The organism is Methylocystis sp., from assembly GCF_051061225.1.
In the GTDB taxonomy this organism is placed as follows: Bacteria; Pseudomonadota; Alphaproteobacteria; order Rhizobiales; family Beijerinckiaceae; genus Methylocystis.
The window spans coordinates 143,771-156,856 of the sequence record NZ_JBPFEB010000005.1 but is presented as its reverse complement, the minus strand read 5'-3'; the positions used below and the strand labels follow the sequence as shown (position 1 = coordinate 156,856).

At 66.7% G+C, this 13,086-nt stretch carries 15 protein-coding genes and 1 riboswitch; of the genes, 9 read left to right on the top strand and 6 right to left on the bottom strand.

All coding sequences use genetic code 11. The features are described 5' to 3' along the window. The first annotated feature begins 6 nt into the window (after positions 1 to 6). Positions 7 to 849, top strand: coding sequence for a tyrosine-type recombinase/integrase (locus ACR652_RS01215; protein ID WP_434504841.1), 843 nt, complete (start codon positions 7 to 9; stop codon positions 847 to 849). Between the two features lie 85 nt (positions 850 to 934). On the opposite strand, the gene ACR652_RS01210 is transcribed toward ACR652_RS01215, so the two are convergent. Both ACR652_RS01210 and ACR652_RS01205 read right to left on the bottom strand, forming a co-directional pair. Next, a complete protein-coding gene (locus ACR652_RS01210) occupies positions 935 to 1,537 on the bottom strand; it encodes an OmpP1/FadL family transporter (RefSeq protein ID WP_434504693.1) in 603 nt (200 codons plus the stop codon). Between the two features lie 117 nt (positions 1,538 to 1,654). Next, positions 1,655 to 1,882 (bottom strand): sulfurtransferase TusA family protein, encoded by a 228-nt coding sequence (locus tag ACR652_RS01205; protein ID WP_434504692.1) that lies wholly within the window; start codon positions 1,880 to 1,882, stop codon positions 1,655 to 1,657. A gap of 201 nt (positions 1,883 to 2,083) precedes the next feature. Here ACR652_RS01205 and ACR652_RS01200 point away from each other — a divergent pair, with 201 nt between their 5' ends. Next, complete coding sequence (locus tag ACR652_RS01200; RefSeq protein ID WP_434504691.1) at positions 2,084 to 2,827, top strand: L,D-transpeptidase; 744 nt, start codon at positions 2,084 to 2,086, stop codon at positions 2,825 to 2,827. Positions 2,828 to 3,344: 517 nt separating this feature from the next. On the opposite strand, the gene ACR652_RS01195 is transcribed toward ACR652_RS01200, so the two are convergent. The 3 genes from ACR652_RS01195 to ACR652_RS01185 form a co-directional block, all read right to left on the bottom strand. Further along, positions 3,345 to 3,548, bottom strand: coding sequence for a hypothetical protein (locus ACR652_RS01195; RefSeq protein WP_434504690.1), 204 nt, complete (start codon positions 3,546 to 3,548; stop codon positions 3,345 to 3,347). A gap of 121 nt (positions 3,549 to 3,669) precedes the next feature. Next, positions 3,670 to 4,155, bottom strand: a complete 486-nt coding sequence (gene dsrE2 / locus ACR652_RS01190) for a sulfur carrier protein DsrE2 (protein WP_434504689.1) — start codon at positions 4,153 to 4,155, stop codon at positions 3,670 to 3,672. Positions 4,156 to 4,173: 18 nt separating this feature from the next. Beyond that, positions 4,174 to 6,657: a cation-translocating P-type ATPase gene (locus tag ACR652_RS01185; RefSeq protein WP_434504688.1), complete on the bottom strand. Its 2,484-nt coding sequence runs from the start codon at positions 6,655 to 6,657 to the stop codon at positions 4,174 to 4,176. A gap of 142 nt (positions 6,658 to 6,799) precedes the next feature. Next, positions 6,800 to 6,893: riboswitch (TPP riboswitch) on the top strand. Between the two features lie 193 nt (positions 6,894 to 7,086). Between ACR652_RS01185 and thiC the strand changes: the two genes are divergently transcribed. Further along, positions 7,087 to 8,907, top strand: coding sequence for a phosphomethylpyrimidine synthase ThiC (gene thiC, locus ACR652_RS01180; protein WP_434504687.1), 1,821 nt, complete (start codon positions 7,087 to 7,089; stop codon positions 8,905 to 8,907). Positions 8,908 to 9,057: 150 nt separating this feature from the next. On the opposite strand, the gene ACR652_RS01175 is transcribed toward thiC, so the two are convergent. Next, a complete protein-coding gene (locus tag ACR652_RS01175; protein WP_434504686.1) occupies positions 9,058 to 9,210 on the bottom strand; it encodes a hypothetical protein in 153 nt (50 codons plus the stop codon). A gap of 105 nt (positions 9,211 to 9,315) precedes the next feature. Between ACR652_RS01175 and ACR652_RS01170 the strand changes: the two genes are divergently transcribed. The 6 genes from ACR652_RS01170 to ACR652_RS01145 all read left to right on the top strand — a co-directional run bounded on the left by ACR652_RS01170 (position 9,316) and on the right by ACR652_RS01145 (position 13,072). Then, positions 9,316 to 9,528, top strand: coding sequence for a hypothetical protein (locus ACR652_RS01170; RefSeq protein ID WP_434504685.1), 213 nt, complete (start codon positions 9,316 to 9,318; stop codon positions 9,526 to 9,528). Positions 9,529 to 9,644: 116 nt separating this feature from the next. Next, positions 9,645 to 10,187, top strand: a complete 543-nt coding sequence (gene mog / locus ACR652_RS01165; protein ID WP_434504683.1) for a molybdopterin adenylyltransferase — start codon at positions 9,645 to 9,647, stop codon at positions 10,185 to 10,187. A gap of 150 nt (positions 10,188 to 10,337) precedes the next feature. Further along, entirely contained in the window at positions 10,338 to 11,153 is an 816-nt protein-coding gene (dapB, locus tag ACR652_RS01160) for a 4-hydroxy-tetrahydrodipicolinate reductase (RefSeq protein ID WP_434504682.1), read from the top strand. A gap of 13 nt (positions 11,154 to 11,166) precedes the next feature. Further along, positions 11,167 to 11,793, top strand: coding sequence for a 2,3-bisphosphoglycerate-dependent phosphoglycerate mutase (locus ACR652_RS01155; protein ID WP_434504681.1), 627 nt, complete (start codon positions 11,167 to 11,169; stop codon positions 11,791 to 11,793). 30 nt (positions 11,794 to 11,823) lie between these two features. After that, the gene (locus tag ACR652_RS01150) at positions 11,824 to 12,447 is read left to right on the top strand and encodes an alpha-ketoglutarate-dependent dioxygenase AlkB family protein (RefSeq protein ID WP_434504680.1); all 624 of its coding nucleotides are present in this window, start codon (positions 11,824 to 11,826) and stop codon (positions 12,445 to 12,447) included. A 229-nt stretch (positions 12,448 to 12,676) separates the two neighbouring features. Beyond that, positions 12,677 to 13,072: a cytochrome c-554 gene (locus ACR652_RS01145; protein ID WP_434504679.1), complete on the top strand. Its 396-nt coding sequence runs from the start codon at positions 12,677 to 12,679 to the stop codon at positions 13,070 to 13,072. Positions 13,073 to 13,086 lie beyond the last annotated feature (14 nt).

The following is a 13,086-nucleotide window of genomic DNA, read 5'->3' as shown; positions in this document are numbered from 1 at the left end:
GACCGGTTGCGCCGCGGCGACGGGCCAGCGGTTGGTCGCGTGTCGGGGCCGCGCTCCTCCTTCACCGTCAAGAAGGTGCTGGTCGCCCTCTCTTCACTTATCAGCGACGCCCAAGAGCGCGGCTTGGTCGCGATCAACGCCGTGCGCGATATGCGGGCCCGGCGCGTCCGCGGCCTTGAGACGCGTGCCGAGAAGCGCCAGCGGGGGAAACTCAAGGTTGGGGTGGACATTCCCTCGCCCGAGGAAATCCGGTCGCTTATCGGCAACTTGAGAGGGCGATGGCGGCCGATCCTGCTGACGGCGATCTTTACCGGGCTGCGCTCGTCGGAGCTTCGGGGCCTTCGTTGGGGCGATGTAGATTTCAAGAAAAGCGAAGTCCACGTTCGTCAGCGCGTCGATCGATTCGGCGAGATGGGTGCGCCGAAGAGCGCAGCCGGAGAGCGGGCCCTACCGGTCCCCCCTAGTCTCGTCTCGGCGCTGAAGGAATGGCGGCTGGCCTGTCCGCTGGGCGAACTCGATCTTGTTTTCCCGACCAGCACTGGCCGGCCACTTGGTCATGGCGACGTAGTTGATCGAGGGCTGTTGCCGACGCTGGTCGCGGCCGGCGTTGTCGACCGCGAGGGCAGGGCGAAATATGGCGGGCTGCACGCGCTGCGCCACTTTTATGCGTCGTGGTGCATCAACCGCAAAACCGATGGTGGGCTCGAATTGCCGCCAAAGGTTGTGCAGACGCGGCTAGGCCATTCCACGATCGCGATGACGCTCGACGTTTACGGCCACTTGTTCCCGTCTGGCGACGATGGCGCAGAGCTTGCGGCGGCCGAGACGCTACTTCTCTCAGGCGGCTGAGCGGCCGATTTTCATGCGACAACGCCGCGACATGATGAGCTTTCAAGAGAACCAATATCTTACAAAACAATGAGTTAAGCAGCGACTAGAAAAGATTGAACATCTGGACCGCAAGCGTCGGCGCGAAACCGAAGGTGAGGGGGCCCAGCGGCGTATTGAATCGGCGCGCGTAACCGAAGCTCGTGAATCCCTGTTGCAGATCGACCCCCGTGAAGCCGCCGCCGAACAGGCCGCCTCTGGGCGGATGCCAGTATCCCCAGCCGTAGGACGTGTTCACGCCGCCATTGGAATAGCTGGCGACGCTCCATGCGGACGCATCGTCGATGGGCTGGATGTAGCCGCCGTTGGGCACGGGAAACCAGGGGCGGCCGCTTTCGACGCGCCCGGGCGAGATGACGCGCACCGGGCCGTTCGTGTCATAGCCGCGCTCGACATTGACGACCGTCATGCCGACGCCGAACTGCCGATCCAGACCGACGATGCCGGCCGGGTTCACGGAGAGGGCCATGGCGTCGCGCTGATCGGCCGTGCCGGCGCCCCCGAGCGCCTTCTGGCGCGGGCCGTAGCCGATCAGGAAATAACCATCGGCGGCTTGCGCGCCGGGGGCACCGGCCAGAAAAAGCGCCATGAGGGCGAGCGAAAGACGGCGTTGGGAAAATCTGTGCTGCATCGGCGTGACCCAAATCAAAAGTCACGCCTACGTTAGCACCGCCGCCTTGTGTCGGCATTATGGTTAACAACGGATCGCCGAAAACCGGGCCGCTGTGCCCTCCGCGCAACAGGGCGCAGAGGCGCAAGACGGGAGTCAGGCCTTGCGGCGCAGCACGTAGCGGAAATGGCCGTCCGCCTCCTCGGCGCTGACCAGCTCGTCGCCGGTCTGCCGCGCGAAGGCGCTGAAATCGGCCATGGAGCCGGGGTCGGTGGCCAGCACTTCGAGCGTCTCGCCGATTCCGATTTCCTTGAGCGCCTTTTTGGTGCGCAGAATCGGCAGGGGGCAATTGAGGCCGCGCGCGTCGACGGTCCGTTCAGTCATGATTCGTCCATTGCTGATCTGGGCGACAGGCGCGTCGCCATTCGGTGAACCCCTGCATAATGCGCCGGCGGTTTCGATCGCAAGCGTCACGTGACCGGCCATATTTGCGCCCCGGCCGCGAAACAGCGTAAGCTTTCGGCGGACGCGCACGCATGGCGCGGCCTCACATAGTCATCCATCCACACAGGGCAGGTGGAGCCGATGTCGCTACGGACCTATTGCAAAGCGGCCGCATGGGCTGCGCTTGCCGCGAGCGCCGGACTCGCCGGATGCGCGAGCACGCAAAGCAGCCAGACTGTCGTCGCCGCGGCGCCCCCGCCGGTCCTCCGGCCCGCGCCGGACCCCCGCGTCGCGGAGCCTGCCGCCGCGCCGGCCGGAGCCGTCTACGCCGAGACAAAAGACGGCGCCTTCACCGTGCCCGGCGTGAAGCCGGGGCAGGTGGATCAGGCCTTCCTGCGCAAGAATGTCGCCTATTCGACCAAGGAGCCGCCGGGGACGATCGTGATCGATCCGGTCAACCACTATCTCTACCATGTCGAGGAGGGCGGCCGCGCCACCCGCTACGGCGTAGGCGTGGGGCGCGAGGGCTTCGCCTGGGCGGGCGAGGCGACCATCAAGAGCAAGCAGGAATGGCCCGACTGGTATCCGCCCAAGGAAATGGTCGAGCGCCGGCCCGATCTGAAAAAGCAGCTCGTCGAACTGCAAAGCGGCCTCGGCATGCACGGCGGCCCCGGAAATCCGCTGGGCGCCCGCGCCATGTATCTCTGGCAGGGCGACAAGGACACGCTGTTTCGCATCCACGGGACCAATGAGCCCTGGACGATCGGGCAGAGCCAGTCCTCGGGCTGCATCCGCATGATCAATCAGGACGTCATGGACCTCTATGAGAAGACGCCCGCCGGCGCGCGGGTCGTGGTTCTTCCCGCGAGGGTCGCAGGCCGCTGACGCAACGCGTCAGCCGCCCGCGAATTTCACGACGGCGGTGACGATCTCGGTGACCAGCATCGAGAACAGGACGGCGTTGGCAATGGGCGCGCGGATGAACATGCCGGGAAGATGGGGCAGGGGGCGGGCGCTTCAATAAGCAAAAGCCGAGCGTTCAAATGCCGCAGGCGCCGGCCACAGGCGTTGGCGCGCGAAATGCTGGCGAGCTTCCCGCGCCAGCCGGCGTCGCGGCGCGCACGGAGCCGGCGCTCAGGGGCCGACCGCGAAAACCAGCGAAATCAGAAAGACGACGAGCGAAAACTGGAGCGCTAAAACCACCGGGTCTTGCGCGATGTTTGAGAGAATCGTCTTCAGGCGCCGCATCCGGTGAAGAATGCCCAAAATCTTGCGGTTTAGATAGAGCCCGCGAGCACAGCCGGGATGAGACCAGGGCTCCGGCGAAAGCGCGCCGAAAGCCTCGTCCCGGCGGCCTCTCCCCCTCCCGCATACGGAGAGGGGGAGACGTCGCGCGGGCGCGTTACTTCTTTTCCGGCTCGGCGGCGGCGGGAGCCTGCTGCTCCTGCTTCTGCTCCTGCTGTTGCCGCTTGTAGTCATGCGAGGCCTTGGTCCCGCGATGGATGCGGACCTTGTGCTTGTGGCTGTAGCCGGTGACATGGGCCGAAGCCGCGACGGGCGCGATGGCGACGGCGGCGGCGAAGACAGCGAGAATGAGTTTCTTCATCTTTTCCTCCCGATCAGGGCTGACGAAGCGCTTGAACGGCGCTTCGCGGCTCGGCAGAACACCACTTCATCCCCCCTGAAAAGAGGGTGGGCGCTCAAATTGGCCGAGCCCGGCCCGACAATCAGACAAAAAGATTTATGTGCGCTTTCGCCGCTTCCTCAAGATAGGTCGCCGCGCCGCCGAAGCAGACGCCTTCGATCATGTCCTCATTCTTGAACTCGAAGAGGTCCATGGTCATCTGGCAGGCGACGAGCTTCACGCCGCTTTCGAGCGCGATGTCGCGCAGCTCCTCGATGCTGGCGACGCCCTTCTTGGCGATCATGTTCTTCATCATCGCGGTGGCGCCCATGGTGACGCCCGGCAGCGCGGCGACGAGGTTGGGCATACCCATATGCATGCCGCCCATGGGCATTTTCATCGCGGGGTTGCCGAGCGGCGAAACCTCCAGATCGAGCGTCTTCTTCAGCAGGCCGAGGCCGTAGAAGGTGAAGAACAGCGTCGCGTCCATATCCATCGCCGCCGCCGTCGTCGCGAGGATGAAGGGCGGGTAGGCCCAGTCGAGCGTGCCTTTTGAAACGATGATGGACAAAGACTTGCGATCGGACATGGGGCCTCCTTGCCGGCGTCACATGTCGATGAGCCGGCGCCACATCCCATACCAGCCGCCCGCGCTCATTGCGAGCAGCGCGGCGACCGCGAGATCGGCGGTCTCCGGCGCCTCGAAGCGCAGAAGTCCGGCCAGCGGCGGAAAATAGAGCCCGGCCGCCACGACCGAAAGCGCCGCCGCCGCGATCGCCCAGAAAAACAGATTCTCCCGCGCGAAGGGCGAGACGCCCCTGGGGAGCGCGTCCGAGAGGGCGAGCGTCAGATTGGCGACGATCAGCGTGGCGAAGGCCAGCCCGCGCCCTCTCGCTTCGGGGACGCCGACGCTCGCCGCGAGGACGTAAACGCTGAGCACCGCCAGAAAGACAACGAGGCCCTGAATCGTCCCGAGCACCAGGTCGCGCGTCCCGAACAGCGGCTCGTTCTGCGGGCGCGGGGGGTTCAGCATCGCGTCCCGCTCGCCTGGCTCGGCCTCGAAGGCGAGCGAGCAGGTCGGGTCGATGATCAGCTCCATGAGCACCACATGCGCGGGCAGCAGCATGGGCGGCAATCCCATCAGGATGGGCGCCAGCGCCAGCCCGGCAATGGGCACATGAATCGCCGTGATATAGGTCAGCGCCTTGCGCAGATTGGTCGAAATGCGTCGCCCCAGCGCGATGCCCGCGACGATCGAGGCGAAATTGTCGTCGAGCAGCACGATATGCGCGGCCTCGCGGGCCACGTCGGATCCCCGCTGCCCCATGGCGACGCCGATATGCGCCGCCGCGAGGGCGGGAGCGTCGTTCACGCCGTCGCCCGTCATGGCGACGATATGGCCGTCCGCCTTGAACGCCTCGACCAGCGCGAGTTTGCTTGTCGGCATGACCCGCGCGAAGACGCGGATGTCCCGGATCTTGTCCGCGAGCCCCTCCGCCGTCGTCCCGGCGATTTCGGCGCCGGTCAATACGCCGCCGGACGTGTCGATGCCGGCGGCGCGGGCGATGGCGAAGGCAGTCGCGGGGTAGTCGCCGGTGATCATGGCGACCGAAACGCCCGCGCGCCGGGCGGCGGCGACCGCCTCGGGCGCGTCGGCGCGAATCGGGTCCTCGAACGCCACGAGTCCGCGCAGGACGTAAGGCGCGCCGTCCGGCTCCCCGGCGTCCGGCTCTGTCTCTGCGACCGCCAGAACGCGCATTCCGTCGCGCGCCATCTCGTCGATGACGGCGTGGTAGCGGGCGCGCGTCCCGGGATCGGCGCCGGCGAGACGCAGGATCGCCTCCGGCGCGCCTTTCGCGGCCTTCAGCGCGCCGCCTTCGACCCGCCAGCTCTGGATGAAGGCGAGCAGCTCGGGCTTGATCGGAAAACTTTCCGTCGCCGTCCCCGCCGCCGGAATCTCCAGGCGCTCGGCAAGCGCATGAACCGCCCGGTCCATGGGGTCCACGGGATTTTGGGAGGAGGCGCGCAAGGCCGCGAGGATCAGCCGGTGCTCTTCGGCGTCCGGCGCGTCGGGAACGGGCTCGATGGCCCCGCCCGTGTAGAGCGCCGAGACCGCCATGCGGTTTTCGGTGAGCGTGCCGGTCTTGTCGACGCAGAGCAGCGAGGCGGAGCCGAGCGTCTCCGTCACGGAGGACCGGCGCACGAGCACGTTGCGGCGCGCCAGCCGAAAGGCCCCGAGGGCGAGAAAGATCGCCAGCACCATGGGGAATTCTTCCGGCAGCAGGCCAATCGCGAGCGTGATGCCGGCAATCGCGCCCTCGAACCAGTCGCCGTGGACGAGACCATAGGTCACGATCACCAGCGCGCAGAACGACAGCGCGAAGGCGCCGAGTTTCGCGACAAGCGCGCCGGTGCGCTTTTGCAGCGGGCTCGGCTCCCCCTGAATGGCGGCGAGCGAGGCGCCGAGGCCGCCGACCGCCGTGCGCGGGCCGGTGCGCGCCACCCGGGCCACGCCCGAGCCGCGCACGATCAACGAGCCGGCGTAGAGGAACGGCGTATGATCGCCGCCGGGATCGGGAAAATCGGATTGCGCGGCCTCGTCGGCGAAGGTCTTGGTCACGGGCGCCGACTCGCCGGTCAGGATCGACTCGTCGACGACCAGAGCGTCGCCCGCGATCAGCAAGGCGTCGGCGGGAACGCGCTGGCCCTCGCCCACGAGAACGATGTCGCCCGGCACGAGGTCGCGGGCCGGGATGCGCCGCTCCGCGCCGTCGCGACGCACCTGCGCCATGGGCTCGGCAAGCCGCTGCAACGCCTGCAGGGCGCGCTCGCTGCGCAACTCCTGAAACACGACGAGGGAGATCGAGGCGCTCGCGCCCGCCACCATGAACAGGCCCTCGCCCAGATCGCCGACGAACAGATAGAGCGTCGCCGCCGCCGCCAGCAGAAAGAACATCGGCTCCTTCAGCGTGCGCAGGGCGATCTTCAGGACGCCGGGGGGCGGCGATTCGGGTGGAGCGTTTGGACCGAATTGCGCAAGCAGCCTTGCGGCGTCTTCGGAAGTCAGGCCCGAAAGGCTCGGCTGCGTCATGGAGAATCCGGCTTGGAGAGGTAAGTCGGAATGTAGTTCACCGCGCGGCAAAGTTGAAACCCGGGCTGCAGAGACCCAGTCGCATGAAGCGGGGGCGGTGCGCCGCCGCCTTGCGACGCCACGGCGAACGCGCTAGCTTTCATCCAATGGCGAGGGGCGCCGCCTGCGCGGCTGAGAAGCACCCGTCGAACCTGATCCGGGTCATGCCGGCGGAGGGAATGCCAGCTTGAGACCATCCGCGGTCTTGATGTCGATTCCCCGCTTTGGCTTGACCCCCTCCCTGACCCTCCCCCTTGCAGGGGGAGGGAACGGGGTTGGCGAAACCCTCCCCCCTTTCAGGGGTGGGAATGACCGGCGCCGCCGCCTCTCCCTCCCCCTGCAAGGGGGAGGTCGGGGTGGGGGCCGCTCGGAGGCGAAGGAAGCGCGACCATGAACCTGCACGACAAACGCACCCCTCTGAGCGTCACCACCGGCCCCATCGGCAGGTCGCGCAAGGTCTATTCGTCGCCGGCCGGGCGCCCCGACATCCGGGTGCCCTATCGCGAGATCCCGCTCGACCCCTCATCCGGCGAGGAGCCGCTGCGCGTTTACGACCCCTCGGGCCCCTATAGCTGCGAGAATTTCACGCCCGACCTGTCGGCGGGACTGCCGGCGGCGCGGCCGTGGCTGGCGACGCGCGCGGGGCTGGAGACCTATCAGGGCCGCGACGTGAAGCCCGAGGACAATGGCTTCGCCGAAGGCGACAGGCTCGTGCCGCCATGCCCGGCCGAGCGCAAGCTTTATCGCGCCGCCGGCGCCGCCCCGGTCACCCAGCTTGAATTCGCCCGCGCCGGGATCGTCACCGAAGAGATGATCTATGTCGCGCATCGCGAGAACCTGTGCCGCGAGCGCGCGCTCGACGTGGCCAGGGAGCGCATCGCCGACGGCGAGAGTTTCGGCGCCGACATTCAGGAGTTCATCACCCCGGAATTCGTGCGCGAGGAGATCGCGCGCGGCCGGGCGATCATTCCCGCCAATGTGAACCACCCCGAGCTGGAGCCGGTCGTCATCGGCCGCAACTTCCTCGTGAAAGTGAACGCCAACATCGGCAATTCGGCCGTGACCTCCTCCGTGGCGGAGGAGGTCGAGAAGATGGTCTGGGCCTCGCGCTGGGGCGCGGATACGGTGATGGACCTCTCCACCGGCCGCAACATTCACAACATCCGCGACTGGATCATCCGCAATTCCTCCGTGCCCATCGGCACCGTGCCGATCTATCAGGCGCTGGAGAAAGTCAGCGGCGACGCGCTGAAGCTCGATTGGGAGGTCTTCAAGGACACGCTGATCGAGCAGGCGGAGCAGGGCGTCGATTACTTCACCATCCACGCCGGCGTGCGCCTCGCCTATGTGCCGCTGACGGCGAGCCGGGTGACGGGCATCGTCTCGCGCGGCGGCTCGATCATGGCGCGCTGGTGCCTCTCCAAGCACAAGGAAAGCTTCCTCTACGAGCGCTTCGACGAGATTTGCGACATCATGCGCAAATATGACGTCTCCTTCTCGCTCGGCGACGGCCTGCGTCCGGGCTGCAACGCCGACGCCAATGACGCCGCGCAATTCGCCGAGCTGGAGACTCTCGGCGAACTGACGAAGATCGCCTGGGAGAAGGGCTGTCAGGTCATGATCGAGGGCCCCGGCCATGTGCCGATGCACAAGATCAAGGCCAATATGGACAAGCAGCTCAAGGCCTGCGGCGAGGCGCCGTTCTACACGCTCGGCCCGCTCGTCACCGACATTGCGCCGGGCTACGACCACATCACCTCGGGCATTGGCGCGGCGATGATCGGCTGGTTCGGCACGGCCATGCTCTGCTACGTCACCCCGAAGGAGCATCTCGGACTGCCCGACCGCGACGACGTGAAGACAGGCGTCATCACCTATCGTATCGCGGCCCATGCGGTCGACCTCGCCAAAGGCCATCCGGCGGCGCGCGAGCGCGACGACGCCATGAGCCGCGCGCGTTTCGATTTCCGATGGACGGACCAGTTCGAGATCGGCCTCGATCCGGATACGGCGCGCGAGTATCACGACGAGACCATGCCGAAGGAAGCGCACAAGGTCGCGCATTTCTGCTCCATGTGCGGCCCGAAATTCTGCTCCATGCAGATCACGCAGGACCTGCGGAAGGAGGCCGCGGCCATCGCCGAGCGCGGCATGGCGGAGAAAGCGGAAGAGTTCCTGGAGAAGGGCGCGGAGATTTATGTGAGGGAGTAGGCCCCGCACCCCAACCCTCTCCCGCTTCGCGGGAAACGGGCCTTCATCCAGAACGCAGATCGCGAGCGTCCCCTCTCCCGCCAAAGCCCGTCGAAAGACGGGCGTCCTCACGGACACCCTATGGCGGGGGAGGGACAGGGAGGGGGTCTCTCAGGCGCCGTAAACCCGCGAAAGCGCCAGCTCGATTCCCGGCGGATCGAGCGTTACCGCGCCTTCACGGAGAATATGCGTGAGAATCTGGCCATTGGAGCGGCGCTCGTGATGAATGATCAGCGGCGCATCGGGGTCGATGACAACGCCCATTTTGGCGAAGAACGCGCCCGTTTTGACCACAAATCGCCTGTGCGAGAGGCCGACAAGGGCGCACCCTCACAATAGAAATTGGTTCGACCTTGGGAGGAAACGTCAATGTCCAATCACGAAACGCACCTGCCAAAAGACAAATACACGGGCATGCGGACCTTCGACTTCGCCATCACGCCCAACGTCATCATCTGCGCGGCCGCCGGCGCGGTGCTGGGGGCGATCCTCGCTTATTGGGGAACCACGGACATCGGCATCGTCGGAGCGACGAGCTTCGTCTTCCTGATCCTTTCGGGCATCTTCGGAATGTTCGTCTGATCCGGGCGGCTGGGGGGCCGACGGTTCAAAGCGCCCGGTCGTAAGGCCGGGCGCTTGCTTTTTCGGCTGCTGACAAACATCCCGTGATGCGCCAAAAGGCGGCGGGAGATTTCGTCATGACTGAAACGCAACGTTCCGCCGTCATCGGCGTCGTCACCGCCTCCGACCGCGCCAGCGCCGGCGTCTACAAGGATGAGAGCGGCCCGGCCATCGAGGCCTATCTGACGGCGGTCCTGACCACGCCCTTCCGCATCGAACGGCGGATCATTCCGGACGGCTTCGAAAGCGTGCGCGACACGCTCATCGACCTCGCCGACACCGTCGGCTGCGATCTGATCGTCACGACGGGCGGGACGGGACCTAGCCCCCGCGACCTGACGCCCGAGGCGACGCTCGCCGCCTGTCCGCGCGAACTGCCCGGCTTCGGCGAGCTGATGCGGCAGGTCTCGCTCTCACAGACGCCGACGGCCATTCTCTCCCGGCAGGTCGCGGCGCATCGCGGCAAATGCCTGGTCATCAATCTGCCGGGCAAGCCGGCGGCGATCGAGCTCTGCCTGAACGCCGTCATGCCCGCCGTGCCCTATTGTCTCGACCTCATCGGCGCCGCCTGGATCGAGACCGACCCAGCCCGCGTGAAAGCCTTCCGGCCGAAGAAGTAACTGCCCGTACGGGCAGGGCATCCTGTCCCGCCGCGACAAATCGAAGGCTTCTCTTGGCCGGTTGCGGTCTGTATAGGGAGATGCGCGTCTGAGGGCCCGAGTCGCCTGTTCGCGCGTTGTGAAGAGTGTCGCAGGCGAGGGCTTCGAAAGATGAGCGAATTGCGTCTGGTCGTGGTGGGCGCCGCGGGCCGCATGGGCCGTATGCTGACGCAGACCATCCCCGACACGCTGGGCGTCCGGCTCGTCGGGGCGCTTGAGAGCGCGGGGGCGCCGTCGCTCGGCGCGGATTGCGGCTCTGCCTTCGGTTTGCCGAAGACGGGCGTCCCGATCACCTGCGACATCGGGGCCGCGTTGGCCGGAGCCGACGCAATCATTGATTTCTCGACCCCCGCCGCCACGCTCGCGGTCGCCCAGGCCGCCGCGCAGGCGCGCGTGGCCCATGTCATCGGCACGACCGGCCTCTCGGCCGACGAGCTGGCGCTGATCGCCGAGGAGGCGCGTGAAACCGCTGTTGTGCGGTCCGGCAATATGAGCCTCGGAGTCAATCTGCTGGCGGTGCTGGTCGAGAAGGCCGCGAAGGCGCTCGGTCCCGGCTGGGACGCCGAGATCGTGGAGATGCATCACAAGCTGAAGGTGGACGCGCCCTCGGGCACCGCGATCCTCCTCGGTGAGGCCGTGGCGCGGGGCAGGGGAATCGAACTCGCCGAACACAGCGCGCGCGGGCGCGACGGGCTGACCGGCCCGCGCAAGGCCGGCGACATCGGCTTCGCGGCGCTGCGCGGAGGCACGGTCGTCGGCGATCACACGGTGATTTTCGCGGGCATGGGCGAGCGCATCGAGTTCTCGCACCGCGCCGAGGACCGGGGCATTTTCGCGCGCGGCGCCATCGCCGCGGCGCTCTGGACCCGCGGCAGGGGGCCGGGTCTCTACTCCATGGCCGACGTTCTCGGCCTCTCCGGCGCCTGATCGCGAGGCCTCCATGAGCATGCATCGCACCCTCGTCCTCGTCCGTCACGGTCAGAGCGAATGGAACGCGAAAAATCTTTTCACCGGCTGGAAAAATCCGGACCTGACGCCGCTTGGAATCGAAGAGGCCCGCCGCGCCGGGCGCGAGCTGCGAAAGCTCGACCTCCTCTTCAGCGTCGGCTTCACCTCCTCGCTCTTGCGCGCGCAGCACACGTTGCAGCTCATCTTCGAGGAGCTGGGCCAGTCCAATGTGCCGACGGTCAAGGACCGCGCGCTCAATGAGCGCCACTACGGCGACCTCTCCGGCCTCAACAAGGACGAGGCGCGCGAGAAATGGGGCGAGGAACAGGTGCGCCTGTGGCGGCGCTCCTATGACGTGCCGCCGCCCGGAGGCGAGAGCCTCAAGGATACGGTGGCCCGCGTCGTGCCCTTTTACGTGCAGCGCATTCTGCCGCCGGTGATGCGCGGCGAGCGCGTGCTGGTCGCGGCGCATGGCAATTCGCTGCGCGCGCTGTGCATGGTGCTGGAGCAGATGACGCCGGAAAGCATCCCGACGCTCGAACTCGCGACCGGCGTGCCGATCATCTACCGGCTCAACGCCGACTCGACAGTGGCCACGAAGACGGTGCTGGAGCCCTGATGGGGCGAAGGGCGCCCTCGTGAGGCGTGCATGCCAGAAATCGCCCCCGGCGCTTTCCATTATTCCGGCTTCCTCGACGCCGGGGCGCAGGCGCGGCTGGCGCGCGACATCGCGGAGGTGATCGCGCAGGCGCCGCTCTTCGTCTCGCGCATGCCGAAATCCGGCCTGCCCATGTCGGTGCGCATGACCAATTGCGGCCCGCTCGGCTGGATGAGCGACAGGGACGGGGGCTACCGCTATGAGCCCGCCCATCCCGAAACCGGCGCGCCCTGGCCGCCCATGCCGCGAATGTTGCTCGACATATGGGCGGAACTGACCGGCTATCCGAAGCCGCCCGAGGCCTGCCTGATCAACGTCTATTCCGACGAGGCGAAAATGGGCCTGCATCAGGACCGCGACGAAGCGGATTTCAACGCGCCGATCCTCTCCCTGTCGCTTGGCGCCGATTGCCGTTTCCGCCTCGGCGGACCGAAGCGCGCGGACCGGACGATCGCCTTCACGCTGTCGGGCGGCGACGCGCTGGTGTTGTCCGGCCCCGCCCGCCGCTCGTTCCATGGCGTCGACCGCATCCTGCCGTCGATTCTCACGCCTTTGCCGGCGCCGCTCATGGGCGTCGGCGCGCGGGTGAATGTGACGATGCGGCGCGTAACCTGACGGCCGCCTCGGGGCAGGAGCCTGTGACCCCGGTTCAGACGCCGTTCAGCCGCATGCGGATACAAGCAGGCAAGGAGACGGCAGGGTGGCGGTATTGTGTCGGGGCGCCCCACGTTGTAGTTTCCAAGCCGTCTAAAGTGCGCTGATAAGCGCGACCTTTGGTAAGGCGCGTTTCAAGAATAGGACGGTCGCGCCAAGCGGGCCGTCGAGGAAGAGGAAAGGATCAAGGATGAAGACGATTTCCCTGCTGACGTTCGCTGCGAGCGTCGCTTTCGCCGCTTCCGCCGGCCAGGCCTTCGCCGCTGGCGACGCCGCCGCGGGCGAAAAGGTCTTCGCCAAGTGCAAAGCCTGCCATCAGGTCGGCGAAGGCGCCAAGAACGCCGTCGCGCCGGAGCTGAACGGCCTGAACGGCCGCAAGGCCGGCTCGGTCGAGGGCTACAACTATTCGGAGCCGATGAAGACCTCCGGCATCACCTGGGACGAGGCGTCCTTCAAGGAGTTCATCAAGAACCCGAAGGCCAAGGTTCCGGGCACCAAGATGATCTTCCAGGGCCTGGCCTCGGACGGCGATCAGGAAAACGTCTGGGCGTATCTCTCCCAGTACAACGCCGAGGGCAAGAAGTAATCCAGCCCGCGCGC

Excerpts from the sequence above, each read along its gene's own strand:
- ACR652_RS01195 (WP_434504690.1), bottom strand. The coding sequence starts at position 3,548 with ATGAAGAAACTCATTCTCGCTGTCTTCGCCGCCGCCGTCGCCATCGCG.
- dsrE2 (WP_434504689.1), bottom strand. The coding sequence starts at position 4,155 with ATGTCCGATCGCAAGTCTTTGTCCATCATCGTTTCAAAAGGCACGCTC.
- ACR652_RS01170 (WP_434504685.1), top strand. The coding sequence starts at position 9,316 with ATGTCCAATCACGAAACGCACCTGCCAAAAGACAAATACACGGGCATG.
- ACR652_RS01175 (WP_434504686.1), bottom strand. The coding sequence starts at position 9,210 with ATGGGCGTTGTCATCGACCCCGATGCGCCGCTGATCATTCATCACGAG.
- ACR652_RS01200 (WP_434504691.1), top strand. The coding sequence starts at position 2,084 with ATGTCGCTACGGACCTATTGCAAAGCGGCCGCATGGGCTGCGCTTGCC.
- mog (WP_434504683.1), top strand. The coding sequence starts at position 9,645 with ATGACTGAAACGCAACGTTCCGCCGTCATCGGCGTCGTCACCGCCTCC.
- thiC (WP_434504687.1), top strand. The coding sequence starts at position 7,087 with ATGAACCTGCACGACAAACGCACCCCTCTGAGCGTCACCACCGGCCCC.
- ACR652_RS01185 (WP_434504688.1), bottom strand. The coding sequence starts at position 6,657 with ATGACGCAGCCGAGCCTTTCGGGCCTGACTTCCGAAGACGCCGCAAGG.
- ACR652_RS01205 (WP_434504692.1), bottom strand. The coding sequence starts at position 1,882 with ATGACTGAACGGACCGTCGACGCGCGCGGCCTCAATTGCCCCCTGCCG.
- dapB (WP_434504682.1), top strand. The coding sequence starts at position 10,338 with ATGAGCGAATTGCGTCTGGTCGTGGTGGGCGCCGCGGGCCGCATGGGC.
- ACR652_RS01150 (WP_434504680.1), top strand. The coding sequence starts at position 11,824 with ATGCCAGAAATCGCCCCCGGCGCTTTCCATTATTCCGGCTTCCTCGAC.
- ACR652_RS01155 (WP_434504681.1), top strand. The coding sequence starts at position 11,167 with ATGAGCATGCATCGCACCCTCGTCCTCGTCCGTCACGGTCAGAGCGAA.
- ACR652_RS01145 (WP_434504679.1), top strand. The coding sequence starts at position 12,677 with ATGAAGACGATTTCCCTGCTGACGTTCGCTGCGAGCGTCGCTTTCGCC.